Origin of the sequence: Novosphingobium sp. NBM11, assembly GCF_015390225.1 — a bacterium.
GTDB lineage: Bacteria > Pseudomonadota > Alphaproteobacteria > Sphingomonadales > Sphingomonadaceae > Novosphingobium.
The window spans coordinates 1,332,401-1,351,418 of sequence record NZ_VUOG01000001.1; the positions used below are offsets into that span (position 1 = coordinate 1,332,401).

The window sequence follows — 19,018 nt, forward strand, 5'->3', positions numbered from 1 at the left end:
AAACCGTTAACCGGCGGCCCGCGCGCGGCGGACCGCCGCCACGATCCCCAGCACCACAAGGATCGCCAGCGTATCGGCAATCCAGTCGCGGATGTCGCAATCGCGGTGCAGCTCCGGGATCGACTGCGCCAGTTCGATCAGCGCGCCCAGAAACGACAGCCGCTCGGCAATGCGCCGCTTCGGGAACGCCGGCCAGCCGAGCGCGGCCAGCAGGGTCAGCACCGAAAAGGCCAGCATGTGTTCGAACTTGTCGCCCAGCCGGTCTACCGGCAGCTGCGGCGGATGCGGCAGCACAGCCATGACCACCGCGAAGGCACAGCAGAACCAAAAAGATGCGCGCAGGACGGGCGGCGGAAACAGACCGGATCGGCGACGATGCATCATGCAGCCGCGTTAGCCTGACGTCAGCCGGCGAGGCAAGCAAGCGCGCGGCCATGATTGAGCGAAAGGCGGCAGGACGAAAGCGAACGCGGTGGGTTGCGGCCCGCGCGCGGCTGGCTACAGAAGGGGCATGCTGAAGGTCCGAACCCGATGAACGGCGGCGCGCCGCATTCCATGATGCACGACGGCTTCCTGTTGCTCGGCTTCGCGCTGGGCTTCGTGCTGCTGTTCCGGCGCCTGCGGCTGGGCGCCACGCTGGGCTACCTCGTCGCCGGCGCGGTGGTGGGGCCGCAAGTGCTGGGGCTGGTCGGCGATGCCGAACAGAAGCTGGGCATCGCCGAACTGGGCATCACGCTGCTGCTGTTCCTGGTCGGGCTGGAACTGAACCCTTCGCGCCTGTGGAAGATGAAGCGTGACATCCTGGGGCTGGGCCTGCTGCAGGTGACCGCCTGCGGCATGGCCATCGCCGCGATGATCGCGCTGGGCACGGAGTTTTCGTCCGCCGCCGCGCTGGCGCTGGGCCTGCCGCTGGCGCTTTCCTCCACCGCGCAGGTGCTGCCGATGCTGCAATCGTCGGGCCGGTTGCGCACGCCGTTTGGCGAACGGGCTTTCGCCATCCTGCTGTTCCAGGACCTGTCGATCATCCCGATGATCACGATCATCGCCGCGATGAGCCGCAACCCGGCCGACGTGGGTGGCCCGCCGGGATGGCTGCTGTCGCTGTACACCATCGGCGCGATCGTCGGCCTTGTCGCCGCTGGGCGCTTCCTGATCCGCCCGCTGTTCCGCCTGATCGGCAAGCTGGGCGAGCGCGAGATGTTCGTGGTGGCGGCGCTGTTCACAGTGATCGCGGCGGCCGCGATCATGGAAGCACTGGGCCTGTCCACCGCACTGGGCGCCTTCATCGCCGGGGTGATGCTGGCGGATTCGCCCTATCGCCACGAACTGGAAGCCGATGTCGAACCATTTCGTTCGATCCTGCTAGGCCTGTTCTTCCTGGCGGTGGGCATGATGCTCGATCTCAATGCCATCGCGCAGCGGCCGCTGTTCGTGCTGGGCATGGCGACGGCGCTGGTGGTGGCGAAGGCAGCGGTGATCTTCCTGATCGGCCTGGCCTTCCGCATGACCTGGCGCGGTGCGATGGCGCTGGGCCTCCTGCTGAGCCAGGGCGGCGAATTCGGTTTCGTGCTGTTCACGCAGGCACAGAACGCGCTGCTCGTGGCGCCGGAAGCCGCCAGCCTGTTCGGCGCGATCGTCACCGTATCGATGGCGAGCACGCCGTTCCTGATGATGGCCACCCGCCGCTTCCGCGATGAACCGGCGGCCGATCAGGGCGAGCGCGAAGGACCGAGCGCCGACGGCGCGAGCGCGATCGTCGTGGGCTATGGCCGCTTCGGTCAGACGGTGGCGCAGATGCTGAACGCCAGCGACATCGAAGTGACGCTGATCGACACCGACATCGAGATGATCGACGTGGCGGCGAGCTTCGGCGCAAAGGTCTATTTCGGCGACGGCTGCCGGCTGGACGTGTTGCGCCAGGCCGGCGCGGCCGAGGCCGAACTGATCCTGTTCTGCACCGATGGCGACCAGCTGGACGCCGAGATGATCGAGGCGGTGCACGAGGCGTTTCCACAGGCCTTGATCTATGTGCGGGCCTATGACCGCCGCGCGGTGATCCGCCTTAAGCGCACGCCCGTCAGCGGGATCGTGCGCGAGGTGATGGAATCGGCCGTCAAGATGGCGCGGCTGGCGCTGGAGGATGCGGGCGTCAACCTGGAGGCGATCAACCGGGCCGAAGACATCTATCGCAACAACGATCGCGAACGGCTGAAAATCCAGATCGAGGCCGGCGACATCCGCGCCGCGCGGGACCGCATCATCACCGCGCCAACGCCACAGGCGACGTGAGGGGCGCGTAAGGTATCAATTACCCACCCCCGGCCCCTCCCGCACGCGGGAGGGGAGAAGTGTCGAAAGCCCCTCCTTTGACTCCCCTCCCGCCTGCGGGAGGGGTTGGGGGTGGGCTTGCGCAGACGCCTTCAGAACGCGGCGATGCCCGTGATCGCGCGGCCCAGGATCAGCGCGTGAACGTCGTGCGTACCTTCGTAGGTGTTCACGGTTTCGAGGTTCACCATGTGGCGGATCACCTGGTATTCGCCGGAGATGCCGTTGCCGCCGTGCATGTCGCGCGCGGTCCGCGCGATGTCGAGCGCCTTGCCCACGTTGTTGCGCTTGACGATCGAGATCATTTCCGGCGCGAAGGCGCCTTCGTCCATCAGGCGGCCGACGCGCAGCGACGCCTGAAAGCCAAGGCTGATCTCGGTCAGCATGTCGGCCAGCTTCTTCTGGTACAGCTGCGTCGCGGCGAGCGGGCGGCCGAACTGCTTGCGATCGAGGCCATACTGGCGCGCGGCGTGGTAGCAGAACTCGGCGGCGCCCAGCGCGCCCCACGAAATGCCGTAGCGCGCGCGGTTGAGGCAGCCGAACGGCCCCTTCAGCCCTTCGACGTTGGGCAGAAGCGCGTCTTCGGGCACGAACACATCGTCCATCATCACCATGCCGGTGATCGAGGCGCGCAGCGAGATCTTGTTGTCGATCTTGGGCGCGGAAAGGCCCTTCATGCCCTTTTCGAGGATAAAGCCGCGGATCGCGCCACCGTGCGCTTCGGACTTGGCCCAGATCACGAAGACATCGGCGATCGGCGCGTTGGAAATCCAGGTCTTTGAACCGGACAGGCGATATCCACCATCAACCTTCACCGCATGGGTACGCATCCCGCCCGGATCGGAGCCGGCATCGGGTTCGGTCAGGCCGAAGCAGCCGATGAATTCGCCAGTGGCGAGCTTGGGCAGGTACTTCATCCGCTGCTCTTCCGATCCGTATTCGTAGATCGGGAACATCACCAGGCTGGACTGCACGCTCATCATCGAGCGGTAGCCTGAATCGACGCGCTCCACCTCGCGCGCGACGAGGCCGTAGGAGACGTAGGACGCGCCGGCGCAGCCATACTTTTCCGGCAGCGTGATGCCGAGCAGGCCCTGTTCGCCCATTTCGCGGAAGATCGCGGGATCGGTATGTTCCTGCGCAAAGGCATCGATCACGCGCGGCTGCAGGCGATCCTGCGCGAAGCTGCGCGCGGACCCGGCGATAAGCCGCTCATCCTCGGTCAGTTGCCCATCGAGCGCGAAGGCGTCTTCCCAATCGAACCGAACCATTCCTGCCATGTGGCGTCCTCCTTGCGCGTGATCCTGCAACCTGCCATCGATCGCATCAAGAACCGAATTTGCCATGTTCAATCGCGATATGGAATGAATGATGCTCGACGGCGACCAGTTGGAGGTGTTCCTGGCCATTGCCGAAACGCGCCACTTCGTGCGCGCGGCCGACCGGCTGGGCATCGCGCAATCGGTGGTCAGCAAGCGCCTGCAGCGGCTGGAAGACCGGCTGGGCGCGCGGCTGGTCACGCGGGGCAGCCGCAAGGACGTCGCGCTGACGCGCGCCGGCCAGCTCTTTCTGGACGAGGCGCGCGCGGCGCTGGCCTCGCTGCGGCAGGCCGAACGGATCGGGCGCAACATCGCACGCGGCGCCGCCGGGCCGCTGCGCATCGGCTATGTGTTCTCCGCGGCGATGAGCGGGACGCTGGCGCGCGTGCTGCGGGCGCTGCGCGATGCCCTGCCCGATCTGGACGTGCGCCTTTCGCTGATGGAAACGCCGGTGCAGTTCGACCGCATCGTTTCGGGCGAGATCGACATCGGGCTGACCCGGCCCAGGCCGTCCTACCCCCCGGCCATCACCGCGCGCACCGTCCACCGCGAACCGCTGGTGCTGGCGTTGGCCGACGACCATCCGCTGACCCGCCACGTCGCCGTCCGGCTGGCGGACCTGGCCGGCGAGCCGTTCATCATGCCGCAGTTCCACGAGGAAGTGGGCCTTGCCGAAGCGGTGCGCGACCTCGCGCGCGCCGGCGGCTTCGCCATGCCCGCGCTGCACCGCACCGACGATTTCATCTCCGCCGCCGTGCTCGCCGCCGCCGGGCGCGGCGTGGTCCTCGCCCCCGCCTCGCTCCAGCACCTCGCGCTCGACGGCCTCACCTTCCGCCCGCTGGCCGATCATGCAGCCACCGTCGAACTGGCGCTGCTCTGCCGCGACGACACCCCTGCGGCCGCGCGCGGCGTGATCGAGAGGGCGCTGGCGTTGTAGGGATAGCGGCTATTCGGAAATTCCGCCGAGACACCCGCCACTCCGGACACGACGCGGTTGCGGACCTGCGATTGGCTGCAAAGAAGTTGAGGCGCCCTTATCAACCACGCCCACCTTGCTTGACCCCTCATCAATGCGGATAATTCAACTTTGACACGGGGGCCGATTCTTAATGAACGAGCAAAAACCAGGAGGAGCCGAACAGCCACCGCCTCCAACTGAGGAACAGATACGGCTCATTATCGCGCAGACTCTTGAACAAGTCTTTCTTCGAGCGCAGGCCGATACTCAGTTGCTTATGGACCTGAGCGCGAAAGTTGCCGGCGTTGAAGCGCATACCCACGCTACCGTTGCTACGGTCGACGCGAATAAGAACGAAGCCAGAGAACAGCGCGCTATCGACGCCCAAAAAGAGATCATCTCGCATCTTTTCGATAAAAGTCACAGCTATGTCACGGTAGTCGTGGCCGGCGCCTTTGCTGCGTACTTCACCACGTTAGGCACGGTTTCCGCGAGGTTGAGCGACGTGCAACTACTATGGTCGGCACTATTGATGACTATCAGTTTGACCATCTTCGTGTTTTGGGAAGTCTTCAATATGACCTTCATCGGCTATCATCATCTCAGAGGAGACTACGGCTTAATGACTAAAACGCCCAGATGGACGCAAGTCACCTGGGCAGTCGTGCTATTTCTTACGATTTGCACGGCGGTACCCGCAATTGGGCTGTCGATCTACGCCTACCTGAATGGCCTAGGTGCATTTGACATCGTGGTAAATTTTTGGCCGTGAGTTACCACTCATCTTTCAAATGCGCGCGCAAATTGGATGACGGCTTTCGCCCACGATTCCTACCGGAGCGACTATTTCGCACGCAACGCAATAGCGGACTTTGGCATACGAAATCCCGCTCGACCTGAGCCTGTCGAAGGACGCGCGCGGTGCTGGCGTTGCGCTCTGCTGCTTCTCGATCAACTGTATCGCGCGTCCTTCGACAAGCTCAGGACGAACGGGTGTGGGGGATTTTGGGAGGTCGGCTAACCGCGTCCTTGCTCCCACTCAACCGGCTGTCGGAGGCACGCCCCCCTCGCCCAGCGCCAGCGCCTCTTCCGCCGTTACTGCTTTCAGCAGCGCGATGAACGATTTGAGCGCGATGCTTTCCAGCTTGGCCATGTGCGGCTCGAACGGCTTGTCGTAGCCGGCGAACACGGTCATCCCCTCCATCGAGGCGGAGATGAACAGCGCGAGCATCTCGCAGGCCTCGCACGGCAGGTCGGGGCGCATTTCGCGGATGATCTCGATCGCCGGCGCGCGGGCGCGGACATAGAGTTCGTGGACGCGGTCGAACACGAATTCGTCGTGGTTGGACAGCGCCCATAGTTCCGGGAACAGGCGCGTCGTCTTCTTGCTGCGGATGTCTTCCAGCACCAGCAGGCACAGGCGGCGCAACCGCTCCTCCGGCGGCGCGCCGGGCATCCGCACGATGGCGTCGAATTCCTGCTCGTAGCTGCGGATCACGGCGTCGAGCAGTTCGCGCACCAGATCCTCGCGGCTGCGGAAATGGTAGGTCAGGTTGCCGAACTTCATGTCGCAGGCGGCGGCGACTCGCCGCATCGACATCGCGCGATAACCTTCCTCGATCAGGATGTGCAGCGCGGTGCGCAGGATCAGTTCGCGGGTCTCGTGCCCCTTGGCATAGCCGCCCTCACGCTCTGGAAAGGCTCTGACTCACTTTTGCTGCTGGAGGTGCTCAGTTTGCGCCGACGAGGCGAGCTTCAAGCAGATCGAGCTTTGCGCGGCCATACATTTGACGTTTGATCAGCTTTAGGCGGGTAATCTGCCCTTCTGTCTGTCCGTTCGACCATTGTGATACCATTGCATTTCGGACCGCTGCCAAGTCTCGTTCAACGCCGTTGACAAAAGAGCTCACGAGGCCGCCTCTTGCGCTGTCGAGCCAGTCACTGAGCTTAGCCGCTGATTTTGAACGGATCATCGATTGGAACTCGCTGATCGCTTGACGCGCTGCGACCAGATCAGGGACATGATCTTCGATCACGGCCACAAGGATCGCTTCGGATCTGGCAAGTCCGTCGCGCGCAGATGTCATCAGCCGCGCAAGCACCCGTGCCGATGGTGTGCGAGCGAGGCCGCTTTGATTGGCCTTCTCGGCAAGGCGCCGACGTTGCGCCCATTGCGATACGATACCACGTTGCCCGACAAAGCCTTCGTTGCGCATTTCACGCCAGAGCGCCGAGGCATTGCGAGCACCAGCCTCCCACCTATCATTCATCCATGGCAGCCAGGCATCAAGGGAGCTAGGCCGAGTGCGGAATACATCCAGACGCTGACCGCGCAGCACGTCGCGTACGAGCTTGCGGCTGTACCCCGTTTGTCGAACGATTTGCCGGATGGAGGTCCCATTCTGTGAGAGTTGTTGGATTGCTTCATTCGTCTCCTGCCGGCGCAGGTAGCCTTCATACTGCAGCTTCTCGGCACAGGTGAGAAGCTTGGGATCCACGACATTGTTGCCGACCGCATGCCTAATCTGACGCATGGATTTGTTCACGGCATCAAGGAATGCCCGGCTCGAGTTCTCCATAAGATGCCATCTGTCCGCGACCTGTTCAGCATCAGGTAGACCTTTGGCGATGGCTTCACCGTAGCCGCCACCGCGATCACGGGCGACAACCGATATCGAGGGATGCCTTGCAAGCCAGGCGCGGGACGTTTCCAAGGCGCGATCTGGCAGCAAGGTAACAGGTTTGCGCCGTTCCAAATCGCAAACAATCGTGCCGTAAGTTTGACCACGCCGAAAGGCGAAGTCGTCAATGCCAATGACATTGAGCTCATCGCACCGTGCACCGACACGTCGCCGTACGACCCGCAACAGAGTGTCTTTGCTCACAGGCATCATCAGCCGTTGGGCAAAAGCTGCTCCAGGCCTGCCACCAAGCGCCAGTCCAAGCTGATGAACGATCGTTTCGAGCCGCTGAGTTCGCCGAGCGTACCGGGTAAGAACGCTTTTATTGAATTGCTCGCAAAAGATGCGTCGGCCACAAACTACCACGTCACACCAGAAACGACGTGCCTCGATCAAGAGAATAACCCGCCGACCGCTAAGCGGAAGGTCCGATGGTCTGCGCACATATCGACTTTGTACGCGCCGACTTCGTCGGCCACAGTCGGGACATGTCCCTACAGAGCAACGCGACCGTAACAGAATATGGAAATTCTCACCGACGCTATCAACCGAAACGACCACGAAACCTTCGGGGACCAAGTTCGCGCGCTGAAATCGACCGGGCATGGCAGATCCTCTCAATGGAACAGCCAAAGCCTATCATACCAGCAGCAAAAGTGAGTCAGAGCCCTGGAAAGACCAGGTCCGTGACGAACGATGGCGCACCATCATACTGATTCATAATAAATTTCAGCTCCGCTTTCGCCCTTGATAACTTCTCTCAAAAAATATGTCACGCGACAAAATTAGGTCACTTGACAGAATTATGCCTATTTCGTCATTCTCCCGGCAACAAAGGCGCGACAATTCGCCGAGACTCTGGGAGTACCGCATGAGGTTTCTTGCTCTGGCGCTTGCCCTCTCCGTTTCGGCGAGCGCGGTTTCCGCCGCACCCGCCGCCTATCCCACGCCGCTGCCCGAAGAGCCGATCCCCACGGTCAAGGCGCTGCCGAAGGCGTGGCCGAAAAGCTGGGTCGTCATCCACGATTTCTACTTCGCCTCGATCCTCGATGGGCGCCTGGCGGTGGTGGACACGACATCGGCCAACCAGCCGCTGAAGGGGCTGGTGCGCGCGGCGCAGTTCGCCAATTCGCTGGTTTCGCGCCAGCGCGGCGAGATCTACACGGCGGAAACCTTCTTCTCGCGCCTGACGCGGGGCGAGCGCACCGACGCGATCACCATCTGGGACATGGAAACGCTCCAGCCCAAGGGCGAGATCGTGCTGCCCGGCGGCAAGCGCCAGCAATCGGTGACCTATCCGCACCTGTTCCAGTTCACCAACGGCGAACACTGGGCGCTGGTGGCGAACTTCACGCCCGCGCAATCGGTGACAGTGGTTGATCTCGACGCGCGTAAGATCCTGGGCGAAATCGACCTGCCCGGCTGCGCGCAGATCTATCCCACCGGCGAACGCGGTTTCAGCAGCTTCTGCGCCGATGGTTCGATGTTCAGCGTGACGCTGGACGACAAGGGCCAGGTCGCTTCGTCCAAGACCATCGCCAAGGTGCAGGACATCGACAAGCAGCCGCTGTTCAGCACGCCCGCGATGATGGGCAAGACGGGCTGGTTCGTCAGCTACTACGGGCAGGTCCAGGGCTTCGATTTCTCCGGCCCGGTTCCCCGCCCCCTGCCCGGTGCGTTCAACGTGGGCACGGCCGAAGGCGGCGCGCCCGAATGGCGGCCGGGCGGCTGGCAAGTGATCGCGGCGGACGCGAAGGGTCTTCTTTACGTGCTGATGAGCCCCAACGGTCGCGAGGGCAGCCACAAGGATGGCGGCACCGAAGTATGGGTGATCGACCCGGCGAAGAAGGCGCGAGTTGCCCGCTTCCCGCTGCGGTCGGTGGGCGTGGCCGTGGGCGTGACGCCCGAGGATACCCCGCACCTGATCGTGGCGCGCGCCGATGGCGTGATCGACGTGCACGACGCCGCGACCGGGGCCTTCGTCCGTTCGCTGGGCGCGACGGTTGCCGCCAACCCGATCCTCATCACGCCGGTGCCCTGAGATGGCGCCCGCAACCGGCTCGATCACCCTGTTCCTTGCGCTGCTGCTGGCCGGATCGGCGCTGCACAAGGGGCTGGCCCATGAACGGCTCGCCATCGCCGCCGCGCGGCTGGCAGGCACGCGCCCGAGTTCCGGCCCGCTGCTCCTGCTGACGGCGGGCAGCGTGGAAGCGGTGGCGGCGGCCTGCCTGCTGATCGCTCCCCTGCAAAGGACCGGCGCGCTGATCGCCGCCGCGCTGTGGCTGGGCTATGCTATCGCCCTGTTCCGCCGCCGGGGCGAAGTGCTCGATTGCGGCTGCGACCTGGTCGCCCGCGAAAAGCCGGTGACCCTGGCGCAAACCGCCCGCCCGGCGCTGCTCGCACTGGCAGCCGGCCTCGTTTCCACCCTCCCGGCGGCGGCGTTCGGCATCGAAACGCCCTTCGCCGCCGCCGGACTTTGTGCGCTCTACCTCGGAGTTTCCGAGCTGCTCGCCATTCCCCAACCCGCGTGGAGGAAGCCGTGATGCTGACATCCCAGATCCTGCTGTGGACCGCCGTGATCGTTCAGGCGCTGCTGATCGCAGCGCTTGCCCGCCAGGTCGGCATTCTCCACGAACGCATCGCGCCGGCCGGCGCGCTGACCCTGCACCAGAAGGTGGAGGTCGGTGAAACCGCGTCGCCCATGACGGTGACCACCATCGACGGCGCGCCGATCGAGATCGGCGGCAAGCGCGAAGGCCGCAGCCAGTTGCTGTTCTTCGCCTCGCCCGATTGCCCGGTGTGCAAATCGCTGCTGCCGGTGGTGCGCTCCGCCGCGCGCGCCGAGGCCGACTGGATCGACATCGTGATCGCGGGCGACGGCACCAAGGGGCAATACCGCCAGCTTGCCAAGGACCACGGCCTCGACGGCATTCCGCTGGTCCTGTCCGAAGCGCTCGGCCGTGCCTTCGGCGTATCGAAGCTGCCCTATGCGGTGCTGCTCGACGAAGCCGGCAAGGTCGCCTCGCTCGGCCTCGTCAACAGCCGTGAACACCTCGAAAGTCTGTTCGAAGCCAAGGAACGCGGCGTGGCGTCGATCCAGGACTATCTCGCCCGCCGCAACAGGGAGGCCTGAGCCATGGCCGGCTTTGACAAGCTTACCGAGAAATTCGCCCGGCGCATCGCCCGCGGCACGTCGCGCCGGTCGATGCTGGCGTGGCTAGGCGCCGGCATGACCGGCGCGGCCACCTTCCCCGTCCTGCCGGTGGCGCGCGCCGCCACGCACGGCGGCGGGCCGACCCATAGCCCGGTAACCGCCGGCATCGATCAGGACCCCGGCGACCGCACGAACTGCGATTACTGGCGCTACTGCGCGATCGACGGTTTCCTCTGCACCTGCTGCGGCGGGTCGGTCAGCAGCTGCCCGCCGGGCACGGAAATGTCGCCGATCACCTGGATCGGCACCTGCACCAACCCGGCCGACAACCGCGCCTATATCATCAGCTACAACGATTGCTGCGGCACGTCCTCGTGCGGGCAGTGCCTGTGCAACCGCAACGAGGGCGATCGCCCGCAGGTGCGCCCGCAATCGAACAACGATTACAACTGGTGCCTGGGTTCGCAGAGCAGCGTGTACAACTGTTCCACGGCGGTGATCGTGGGCGTGGCGCTGGACCAGCCGAAATGAAGGGCGCGTTGAAAGTCGCTGCGCTGGGTGCGGTGGCGCTGACCGCGGCGCTGGTCGCGCGCAGCCCGGCGCAGGCCGGCGGCGCGGAACCGAATGGCGCGGCGCTCTATGGCCGCTGCGCCGCGTGCCACACCGCGACCGGTGCGGGCGTGCCCGGCGCCTATCCCCCGCTGGGCGTGGATTTCCGCACGTTGGCAGCGCGCAACGAGGGCCGGCGCTACATCGCGCTGGCCGTGATCAAGGGGCTGTCCGGCCCGATCACGGTCGAAGGCAAAGCCTTTCGCGGCGTGATGCCGGCGCAAGCGGGTCTGGATGACGCGGCCATCGCCGCCGTGCTCAACCATGTCGGCACCACGATCACCAAGGCCGGGCCGGCGTTCCGCCGCTTCACCCCGGCCGAGATCGGCACGATCCGGGCCGGCGGCGCATCGCTTTCCTCGGCCGACGTCGCCCGCCTCCATGCCGGGGCCGGCGGTAAATGAAACCGGCCCTGCTCGCCTTTCCGCTCCTTGCCGCCCTGCTGGCCGGCGCTGGCGTGAAGGCGGGCGAGGCCGCGCCGCCGGGCGTGACGGACGTGCGGCAGGCCAAGGTCGACTACATGCTGAAATGCCAGGGCTGCCACCGGCCCGACGGCAGCGGGGATGATCATTCCAATCCGCCGATGAAGCACATCGTCGCCCGGTTCCTGTCAGTGCCGGGCGGGCGCGAATTCATCGGCCGCGTGCCCGGCGTTTCAACCGTCAATCTCGACGACGCAAGGCTCGCCAATCTGGTCAACTGGACCCTCTACACGTTCGACGCGGCGCACATGCCGGCCGACTTCCGCCCCTACACGGCGGAGGAAATCGGGCGTCTGCGCCAACACCCCCTTCGGCTCGAGCGCGCCGCGATGAGAGCGCGCCTGGTCGAGGGGTTTTCACAACCAGGGCAGGAACAAGCGCGCCCCTAAACGGGGCACCATCACAATGGGAGGTAGCAATACCATGAGGGAACGTCTTCTCCGCAACACCGCGCTGAGCGCCATCGCGATCTTCACCGCCACGGCAACCCCGGCCTTCGCGCAGGCGCAAAGCAACAGCACCAGCAGCGAAAGCGCACCGGGCGAAATCGTGGTCACCGCCGCGAAGCGATCGGAAAACCTCCAGTCGGTGCCGATCTCGGTTTCGGCGATCGGCGGCGATGCGCTGGAAAAATCGCGCATCACCAACGTGGACAGCCTGGTGACCAAGGTCGCCAACCTGCAGCTGACCTCGATCGTGGGCGACAACACGCCGATCTTCGCGCTGCGCGGCGTGTCGATGTCGGACTACAGCCTCAACCAGTCCAGCCCGGTCGCGACCTATTACGACGAAGTGTACAAGGGCAACTTCGCCTTCCTGGGCGTCGCCATGTATGACCTGGAGCGCGTGGAAGTGCTGCGCGGGCCGCAGGGCACGCTTTATGGCAAGAACACCACCGGCGGCGCGGTCAACATCATCAGCCGCGACGCCAAGCTGGGCGAGACCAGCGGCTATCTCAACGCGGGATACGGCAACTACAACCGCGTGGACGTGAACGGCGCGGTCAACGTGCCGCTGGGCGACAAGGCCGCGCTGCGCGTGGCCGGCACGTTCTCGCGCGCGGACGGCTGGTTCAAGAACGTGGTGCCCGGCCTGCCGGACCTGGCCAGCACGCGCGAATACGCGCTGCGCGGCACGCTGAAGTTCGAACCGACCGACAGCGTGCGCTTCACCCTGCGTGCCTCCACCAGCTTTCAGAACCCGCAGAACTACGGCATCTATGCCCAGCCTGAAGCCGTGCAGCGGCCCGGCCTGTCGAAGTGGGAAATCGCCTCCGACGTCAGCCAGCGCCGCCGCGCGCGCACCACGTCGGTCGCGCTGACCACCAACATCGACGTCTCCGACACGCTGGCGATCACCAGCATCACCTCCTACGACAAGGGCACGCTGTTCTTCCGCGAGGATACCGACGGCACCGCCACCAAGCTGCTGGAAATCCCCTATTACGACCGTGCCAGCCAGTTCGCGCAGGACCTGCGCCTGACCAGCGATACCGGCGGTCCGTTCGACTTCATCCTGGGCGCCTATTTCAACCGCGAGAAGGTCTATAACGAGACCACGTTCGAGATTGCGACCGACGTCGACGTCAACGGCGATGGCTTCATCAACGCGCAGGATTGCGCCGATGGGCTGCCGCTGGCCTGCAAGGTCAAGAACCAGTTCACCCAGATCAAGAAGAGCTTCGCGCTCTACAGCGACCTGAAATACAAGCTGACCGACGCACTGACCGTGCGCGGCGGGTTGCGCTATACTCACGATACGGGCGTACAGAGCGGCTTCCGGTCCGACGCGCTGGGCGTGGACAACAGCCTTGTCGCCACGCTGATCCCGCCGTCGGCCCTGCGCTACAAGAACAACAACGTCTCGGGCAAGATCGGCTTCGATTACAAGCTGGCGAGCGGCGATCTGCTCTACGCCAGCTTCAGCAAGGGCTATCGCGCGCCGAGCTTCAACGCGCAGGCGTTCTTCGATCCGTCGGAACTCAGCGTCGCCAAGGCCGAAAAGGTCACCTCGTACGAAGTCGGCGCCAAGACGCAGTTCTGGGACCGCCGCGTCACGCTGAACATGGCGGCGTTCTATTACGACTACCGCAACCAGCAGTTCATCAACGTCGATCCCACCACCGCCGCGCAGACGCTGCTCAACATTCCCAAGTCGCGCATTTATGGCGCGGAAGCGGAACTGACGGTGCGCCCGACCGACACCTTCACCTTCCACGGTGGCCTTGGCCTGCTGTCCACCAAGATCATCCGGGGCGACGTGAGCGGCACCGACGTTTCGGGCCGCCGCCTGTCGAACGCGCCTTCGCTGACCTTCAACGCCGGGATCGACTTCACCGTGTTCAAGAACGACGCCCTGACGTTCTCGATCCATCCGGACCTCTCGTACCAGTCGAACCAGTTCTTCGAGGTGATCAACGTCCCCCGCCTGCGCCAGTCGTCCTATGCGCTGGTGGGCGGGCATGTGGATCTGGAGACGGCGGACGGGCGCTATTCGCTGTCGGTCTGGGCCAAGAATCTGGGCAACAAGTTCTACTTCACGTCGCGGGTGGACCTGCTGGCGGGCTTCGGCTTCGACTACAATCACATCGGCAACCCGCGCACGTTCGGCGTGACGCTGGGCGCCAAGTTCTAAGGACAACAATCCGCGCCACGAGCGCGGGGGAGAGGAAAATGACCGATACCAAGCTGCTGATCGGCGGCGAACTCGTCCCTGGCGACATGACCATGGCCGTCGTCAACCCGGCGACCGGGGAACCCTTCACCACGGTTCCCCGCGCCTCGGCGGCGCAGGCGGACCAGGCCATCGCCGCCGCCAAGGCCGCCGTGCCGGGCTGGGCAGCGGTGCCGTTCGCAGAACGCAGCAAGAAGCTGATCGAACTGGCGGACGCCATCGCCGCGCGAAAGGACGAGTTCGCCCGCACGCTGACGCTGGAACAGGGCAAGCCGCTGGCCGAGGCGCAGGGCGAACTCGCCTGGACCGAGGGATACCTGCGGCACTACGCCACGCTGGAACTGCCCGACCGCGTGATCCAGGACGATGCCGAGGGCTACATCGCGGTGAAGCACAAGCCGCTGGGCGTGGTGGTAGGGATCATCGCGTGGAACTTCCCGCTGCTGGTCGCCTGCTGGAAGATCGGCCCCGCCGTGCTGGCCGGCAACGCGATCGTGCTGAAGCCCGCGCCGACGACCCCGGTCGCGGCGCTGATGCTGGGCGAGCTGTGCCGCGACATCTTCCCGGCGGGCGTGGTCAACGTGATCACCGACGCCAACGACCTGGGGCCGCACCTGACCTCGCACCCCGATGTCGCCAAGATCGGCTTCACCGGATCGACCGCCACCGGCAAGCGCATCGCGGCGACGGGCGCGGACACGCTCAAGCGCGTGACGCTGGAACTGGGCGGCAACGACCCGGCGATCGTGCTGGAGGACGTGGACGTGCGCGAAACCGCGCAGGCGATCTTCGGCAACGCCTTCCTCAACTGCGGGCAGGTGTGCCTGGCGGTGAAGCGCGCTTATGTCCACGCCGATATCTATGATGCGATGTGCGAGGAACTGGCCAACCTGGCGCAGGCCGCCGTGGTGGACGACGGCTTGCAGCAGGGCACGCAGATCGGCCCGATCCAGAACGCGATGCAGTTCGACAAGGTCAAAGGCTTCCTCGACGCGGCCAAGGCGGACGGCAAGGTGATCGCCGGCGGCGAGGTGATGGAACGCGCCGGCTATTTCATCCGCCCGACGATCGTGCGCGACGTGACCGACGGCGACCGCATCGTGGACGAGGAACAGTTCGGCCCGATCCTGCCGGTGATCCGCTTCGATGACGTGGAGGACGTGATCGCCCGCGCCAACGCTTCGGAATACGGGCTGGGCGGATCGGTGTGGTCGAAGGACGTGGCCCGCGCGGCGAACATTGCCTCGCGCATCGAAAGCGGGCAGGTCTGGGTGAACCAGCATGTCGGCATCGGGCCGCACATTCCGATGGCGGGCTTCAAGAATTCGGGGCTGGGCGTGGAACAGTCGGTGGAAGGGCTGGCCGAATACACCCAGCTTCAGGTCATCAATATCAAGAAGTAAACAAGAGCGGAGGATGATGCAGGGCTTGTCGATCACGCGGGGGGCGACCGATGCCCCCCTTCTGGAAACGACGATCGGCGGCGCGCTGCGCGAAGCGGGCCGGCGCTGGGGCAACGGGCTGGCGCTGGCTTCGCGCCACCAGGGCATCCGCTGGACCTGGGCGGAGCTGGATGCCGAAGCGGACCGCATCGCCACGGGCCTGCTCGATCTGGGCGTGCGCAAGGGCGATCGTGTGGGCATCTGGGCGCCCAACTGCGCGGAATGGGCGGTGATCCAGTTCGCCTCCGCCCGCATCGGCGCGGTGCTGGTTACCATCAACCCCGCCTATCGCGTTTCCGAAGTGGAATACGCGCTGAACAAGGTGGGCTGCACGGTGCTGGTCACCGCGGCGCGCTTCAAGACCAGCGACTACGTGGGGATGCTGCGCGAACTGGGCGCGGAAAAGCTGCCGCTGCTGCAACAGATCGTGGTGCTGGGCGAGGAACGGCACGAGGGCTTCATGCCCTGGGCCGACCTGCGCGCCGAACCCGATCCCGCGCGGCTGGCGGGCGTGGATGCCACGCTCGACCCGTACGACGCGATCAACATCCAGTTCACCAGCGGCACCACCGGCTTTCCCAAGGGCGCCACGCTCACCCACCGCAACATCCTGAACAACGGGTACTTCACCGGGCGCACGATCCGGCTGACGCCGGACGATCGCATTTGCATCCCGGTGCCGCTGTACCACTGCTTCGGCATGGTGCTGGGCAACCTGGCCGCGCTGACCAGCGGCGCGGCGATGGTCTATCCGGGCGAGGCCTATGACCCGCGCCTGGCGCTGGAAGCGGTGCAGGCCGAAGGCTGCACCGCGCTCTACGGCGTGCCGACCATGTTCATCACGATCCTGAACCAGCCCGATCTCGACGCCTACGACGTATCGACGCTGCGCACCGGGATCATGGCAGGCTCCCCCTGCCCCGTCACCACCATGCGGCAGGTGATGGAACGGCTGAACATGCGCGAAGTGACCATCGGCTATGGCATGACCGAAACCAGCCCGCTGACCACGCAGACCGCCACCGACGATCCGATCGAGGAACGCGTGGCCACGGTGGGCCGCGTCCATCCCCATGCCGAGGCGAAGATCGTGGGCCTCGCTGGCGAAACGCTGCCGATCGGCCAGCAGGGCGAATATTGCGCGCGCGGCTATGCGGTGATGCTGGGCTACTGGGACGATCCGGAAAAGACCGCCGAAGCGATCGACGGCGACGGCTGGATGCATTCGGGCGATCTCGCCACGATGGACGCGCAGGGCTATGTCCGCATCACCGGCCGGATCAAGGACATGATCATCCGGGGCGGCGAGAACATCTACCCGCGCGAGATCGAGGAATTCCTGCTGTCGCACCCGGCGATCGCCGATGCGCAAGTATTCGGCGTGGCCGATGCCAAGTTCGGCGAGGAAGTCTGCGCGTGGATCATCGCCAAGCCGGGCGAAACGCTGGGCGAGCACGATGTGATCGCGCACTGCAAAGGCCGCATCGCGCATTACAAGGTGCCGCGTTACGTCCGCATCGTCAGCGCCTTCGCGATGACCGTTACCGGCAAGGCGCAGAAGTTCGAGATGCGCAAGGTGATGGAAGCGGAATTGTCGCTTCCCGCCTGAACGCGCATCGTCGCAACGCCAACCGCCTGAACGCTTGCCCTTCGCCCGCCAATCGTAATACCGGATAACTTCGGGGACCGGGTGTTACGACTGGACCGGTGGAGGGGGGAACGGATGACAAGACGCATTTCGGGCGCAGTGCTGGGCCTGACGGGCATGACCGCGGTGTTGTGTGCCGGCGTACACGCGCTGGCGGCACGTCCTGCCGCCGCTCCGCCCGCTGCCCCTGTCGCGGTGGCGCCGCCGCCCGTCACCGATCGCTGCACCGCGCTGGCCGGCCAGACCCTGCCCGGCGACGTCAAGATTCTGACCGCGCGGACGGTGGGCGTCACGCCGGCCGGCACCCGCCTGGAACCCGATGCCGCGCCGCTCGCCAATTCCATTCCGCCGCATTGCCGCATCGAAGGCGTGATCGGCGAACGCACCGGCGCGGGAGGCAAGCCGTTCGGCATCGGCTTTGCGCTGGCGCTACCCGACGACTGGAACGGCCGCTTCCTGCTGCAAGGCGGCGGCGGGTTGAACGGCACGGTCCACCCGCCGATCGGCGCGGCGGCGGCCGGCGACATCCCGGCGCTGGCGCGCGGCTTCGCCGTGGCCAGCCACGACAGCGGCCACAAGGGCGCGGTGTTCGACGACAGCTTCATGGCCGACCAGCGCGCCGCGCTGGATTTCTCCGAAAACGCCGTCCCCACCGTGGCGCGCACCGCCAAGGCGATCATCGCCAGCTATTATGGCCGCGCGATCGGGCACAGCTACATGGCGGGCTGTTCCACCGGCGGCCGGGAATCGATGCTGGCGGCGCAGCGCTATCCCGAACTGTTCGACGGCATCGTGGTGGGCGCGCCGGCGATGCGCACCGGCAATTCCAACCTGGCACTGAGCTGGGCCGCCGTGCAATTCAACCAGGCCGCCCCGCGCGATGGCGCGGGCAAGCCGCTGGTCGAACGCATCTTCTCCGACGCGGACCGCGCGGTGCTAAAGAAGGGGCTGCTCGCCCAGTGCGACGGGCTGGATGGCCTGGACGACGGCATGATCATGAACGTGGCGCAATGCCGGTTCGACGCAAGCCGGCTGGCCTGCCACAAGGGACAGAAGGCGGATTGCCTCAAGCCCGCGCAAGTCACCGCGATCCAGCGCGCGTTCACCGCCCCGCGCGACAAGGCGGGCGCCTCGCTCTACGCGCCCTATCCCTATGACACCGGCATCACCAATACCGAGGGCCGCCTTCCCGGCTTCCTGCCCACCGGCAAGCCGGGCGTGTTCGGCCCGGCCAATCGCGATCTGGCCATCGACGTAGACGCGCGCATCCAGGCGATCCGGGCCAACGCCACCCAGCGCCTGACCGATACCGATACCTGGACCAACCTGAACACCTTCCTCGGGCGCGGCGGCAAGATCCTGTTCTACCACGGCGTCAGCGACCCGTGGTTTTCCGCGTTCGATACGCTGAACTACTGGCAGCGCGCCTCCGCCGCGAACGGCACGGCCTGGCGCGATGCCAGCCGGTTCTACATGGTGCCGGGCATGGGGCATTGCCGGGGTGGCGATTCCTTCGACGATTTCGACCTGCTCGGCGCGGTGGTCGCCTGGGTGGAACAGGGCCAGACGCCCGAAGCGGTGCTAAGCTGGCGCTCCAGCCAGCCTTCGCGCCAGCGTCCGATGTGCCCGTGGCCGTCCTATGCCCACTATACCGGCGGCGATGCGGAACTGGCCGGCAGCTACGAATGCCGGATGCCCTATGGTGCGCCCAAGGGCTGATTGGACGG

17 protein-coding genes and 1 pseudogene are annotated in these 19,018 nt (G+C 65.4%); 14 read left to right on the forward strand and 4 right to left on the reverse strand.

The features are described 5' to 3' along the window. Positions 1-6: 6 nt before the first annotated feature. The gene (locus F1640_RS06335; protein WP_194918312.1) at positions 7-300 is read right to left on the reverse strand and encodes a hypothetical protein; all 294 of its coding nucleotides are present in this window, start codon (positions 298-300) and stop codon (positions 7-9) included. Positions 301-531: 231 nt separating this feature from the next. Here F1640_RS06335 and F1640_RS06340 point away from each other — a divergent pair, with 231 nt between their 5' ends. Continuing rightward, complete coding sequence (locus F1640_RS06340) at positions 532-2,289, forward strand: cation:proton antiporter (protein WP_124809068.1); 1,758 nt, start codon at positions 532-534, stop codon at positions 2,287-2,289. A gap of 131 nt (positions 2,290-2,420) precedes the next feature. Here the strand turns inward: F1640_RS06340 and F1640_RS06345 are convergent, their stop codons facing one another. Next, a complete protein-coding gene (locus F1640_RS06345) occupies positions 2,421-3,605 on the reverse strand; it encodes an acyl-CoA dehydrogenase (protein ID WP_194918314.1) in 1,185 nt (394 codons plus the stop codon). An 88-nt stretch (positions 3,606-3,693) separates the two neighbouring features. On the opposite strand from F1640_RS06345, the gene F1640_RS06350 reads away from it, so the two are divergent. Together F1640_RS06350 and F1640_RS06355 are read left to right on the forward strand one after the other, a co-directional pair. Continuing rightward, on the forward strand, positions 3,694-4,581 hold the full coding sequence (locus F1640_RS06350) for a LysR family transcriptional regulator (RefSeq protein WP_194918315.1): 888 nt from the start codon (positions 3,694-3,696) through the stop codon (positions 4,579-4,581). 172 nt (positions 4,582-4,753) lie between these two features. Next, positions 4,754-5,374: a hypothetical protein gene (locus F1640_RS06355; protein WP_194918316.1), complete on the forward strand. Its 621-nt coding sequence runs from the start codon at positions 4,754-4,756 to the stop codon at positions 5,372-5,374. Positions 5,375-5,641: 267 nt separating this feature from the next. On the opposite strand, the gene F1640_RS06360 is transcribed toward F1640_RS06355, so the two are convergent. Next, entirely contained in the window at positions 5,642-6,253 is a 612-nt protein-coding gene (locus F1640_RS06360; protein ID WP_194921205.1) for a TetR/AcrR family transcriptional regulator, read from the reverse strand. Positions 6,254-6,332: 79 nt separating this feature from the next. Then, on the reverse strand, positions 6,333-7,889 hold the full coding sequence (locus F1640_RS06365; protein WP_194917215.1) for an ISL3 family transposase: 1,557 nt from the start codon (positions 7,887-7,889) through the stop codon (positions 6,333-6,335). Between the two features lie 265 nt (positions 7,890-8,154). Here F1640_RS06365 and F1640_RS06370 point away from each other — a divergent pair, with 265 nt between their 5' ends. From F1640_RS06370 to F1640_RS25995, 11 genes and pseudogenes are all read left to right on the forward strand, one after another. Next, entirely contained in the window at positions 8,155-9,324 is a 1,170-nt protein-coding gene (locus tag F1640_RS06370) for an amine dehydrogenase large subunit (protein WP_194918317.1), read from the forward strand. Position 9,325: 1 nt separating this feature from the next. After that, a complete protein-coding gene (locus tag F1640_RS06375; RefSeq protein ID WP_125957172.1) occupies positions 9,326-9,826 on the forward strand; it encodes a MauE/DoxX family redox-associated membrane protein in 501 nt (166 codons plus the stop codon). Further along, positions 9,826-10,416 (forward strand): thioredoxin fold domain-containing protein, encoded by a 591-nt coding sequence (locus tag F1640_RS06380; RefSeq protein WP_194918318.1) that lies wholly within the window; start codon positions 9,826-9,828, stop codon positions 10,414-10,416. The genes F1640_RS06375 and F1640_RS06380 overlap by 1 nt, the downstream gene beginning before the upstream one ends. A gap of 3 nt (positions 10,417-10,419) precedes the next feature. After that, positions 10,420-10,968 (forward strand): methylamine dehydrogenase light chain, encoded by a 549-nt coding sequence (locus F1640_RS06385; protein ID WP_124808988.1) that lies wholly within the window; start codon positions 10,420-10,422, stop codon positions 10,966-10,968. Then, a complete protein-coding gene (locus F1640_RS06390) occupies positions 10,965-11,450 on the forward strand; it encodes a cytochrome c (RefSeq protein ID WP_124808987.1) in 486 nt (161 codons plus the stop codon). The genes F1640_RS06385 and F1640_RS06390 overlap by 4 nt, the downstream gene beginning before the upstream one ends. Beyond that, the gene (locus tag F1640_RS06395) at positions 11,447-11,917 is read left to right on the forward strand and encodes a cytochrome C (protein ID WP_125957181.1); all 471 of its coding nucleotides are present in this window, start codon (positions 11,447-11,449) and stop codon (positions 11,915-11,917) included. Before F1640_RS06390 ends, F1640_RS06395 begins: the two co-directional genes overlap by 4 nt. Positions 11,918-11,951: 34 nt before the next feature. Further along, positions 11,952-14,162 carry a TonB-dependent receptor gene (locus tag F1640_RS06400; RefSeq protein ID WP_194918319.1) on the forward strand — a complete coding sequence of 737 codons (2,211 nt, stop codon included), beginning with the start codon at positions 11,952-11,954 and terminating at the stop codon, positions 14,160-14,162. A 38-nt stretch (positions 14,163-14,200) separates the two neighbouring features. Further along, positions 14,201-15,604, forward strand: coding sequence for an aldehyde dehydrogenase family protein (locus F1640_RS06405; RefSeq protein ID WP_194918320.1), 1,404 nt, complete (start codon positions 14,201-14,203; stop codon positions 15,602-15,604). A 16-nt stretch (positions 15,605-15,620) separates the two neighbouring features. After that, the gene (locus F1640_RS06410; RefSeq protein ID WP_194921207.1) at positions 15,621-17,252 is read left to right on the forward strand and encodes an AMP-binding protein; all 1,632 of its coding nucleotides are present in this window, start codon (positions 15,621-15,623) and stop codon (positions 17,250-17,252) included. Between the two features lie 156 nt (positions 17,253-17,408). Beyond that, positions 17,409-18,473 (forward strand): annotated as a pseudogene (locus tag F1640_RS25990) (DUF6351 family protein); the annotation flags it as partial. 36 nt (positions 18,474-18,509) lie between these two features. Next, on the forward strand, positions 18,510-19,010 hold the full coding sequence (locus F1640_RS25995; RefSeq protein WP_375336201.1) for a tannase/feruloyl esterase family alpha/beta hydrolase: 501 nt from the start codon (positions 18,510-18,512) through the stop codon (positions 19,008-19,010). Positions 19,011-19,018: the final 8 nt, after the last annotated feature.

Excerpts from the sequence above, each read along its gene's own strand:
- F1640_RS06375 (WP_125957172.1), top strand. The coding sequence starts at position 9,326 with ATGGCGCCCGCAACCGGCTCGATCACCCTGTTCCTTGCGCTGCTGCTG.
- F1640_RS06355 (WP_194918316.1), top strand. The coding sequence starts at position 4,754 with ATGAACGAGCAAAAACCAGGAGGAGCCGAACAGCCACCGCCTCCAACT.
- F1640_RS06385 (WP_124808988.1), top strand. The coding sequence starts at position 10,420 with ATGGCCGGCTTTGACAAGCTTACCGAGAAATTCGCCCGGCGCATCGCC.
- F1640_RS06335 (WP_194918312.1), bottom strand. The coding sequence starts at position 300 with ATGGCTGTGCTGCCGCATCCGCCGCAGCTGCCGGTAGACCGGCTGGGC.
- F1640_RS06350 (WP_194918315.1), top strand. The coding sequence starts at position 3,694 with ATGATGCTCGACGGCGACCAGTTGGAGGTGTTCCTGGCCATTGCCGAA.
- F1640_RS06410 (WP_194921207.1), top strand. The coding sequence starts at position 15,621 with ATGCAGGGCTTGTCGATCACGCGGGGGGCGACCGATGCCCCCCTTCTG.
- F1640_RS06345 (WP_194918314.1), bottom strand. The coding sequence starts at position 3,605 with ATGGCAGGAATGGTTCGGTTCGATTGGGAAGACGCCTTCGCGCTCGAT.
- F1640_RS06340 (WP_124809068.1), top strand. The coding sequence starts at position 532 with ATGAACGGCGGCGCGCCGCATTCCATGATGCACGACGGCTTCCTGTTG.
- F1640_RS06380 (WP_194918318.1), top strand. The coding sequence starts at position 9,826 with ATGCTGACATCCCAGATCCTGCTGTGGACCGCCGTGATCGTTCAGGCG.
- F1640_RS06405 (WP_194918320.1), top strand. The coding sequence starts at position 14,201 with ATGACCGATACCAAGCTGCTGATCGGCGGCGAACTCGTCCCTGGCGAC.
- F1640_RS06365 (WP_194917215.1), bottom strand. The coding sequence starts at position 7,889 with ATGCCCGGTCGATTTCAGCGCGCGAACTTGGTCCCCGAAGGTTTCGTG.
- F1640_RS06395 (WP_125957181.1), top strand. The coding sequence starts at position 11,447 with ATGAAACCGGCCCTGCTCGCCTTTCCGCTCCTTGCCGCCCTGCTGGCC.
- F1640_RS06390 (WP_124808987.1), top strand. The coding sequence starts at position 10,965 with ATGAAGGGCGCGTTGAAAGTCGCTGCGCTGGGTGCGGTGGCGCTGACC.
- F1640_RS06400 (WP_194918319.1), top strand. The coding sequence starts at position 11,952 with ATGAGGGAACGTCTTCTCCGCAACACCGCGCTGAGCGCCATCGCGATC.
- F1640_RS06370 (WP_194918317.1), top strand. The coding sequence starts at position 8,155 with ATGAGGTTTCTTGCTCTGGCGCTTGCCCTCTCCGTTTCGGCGAGCGCG.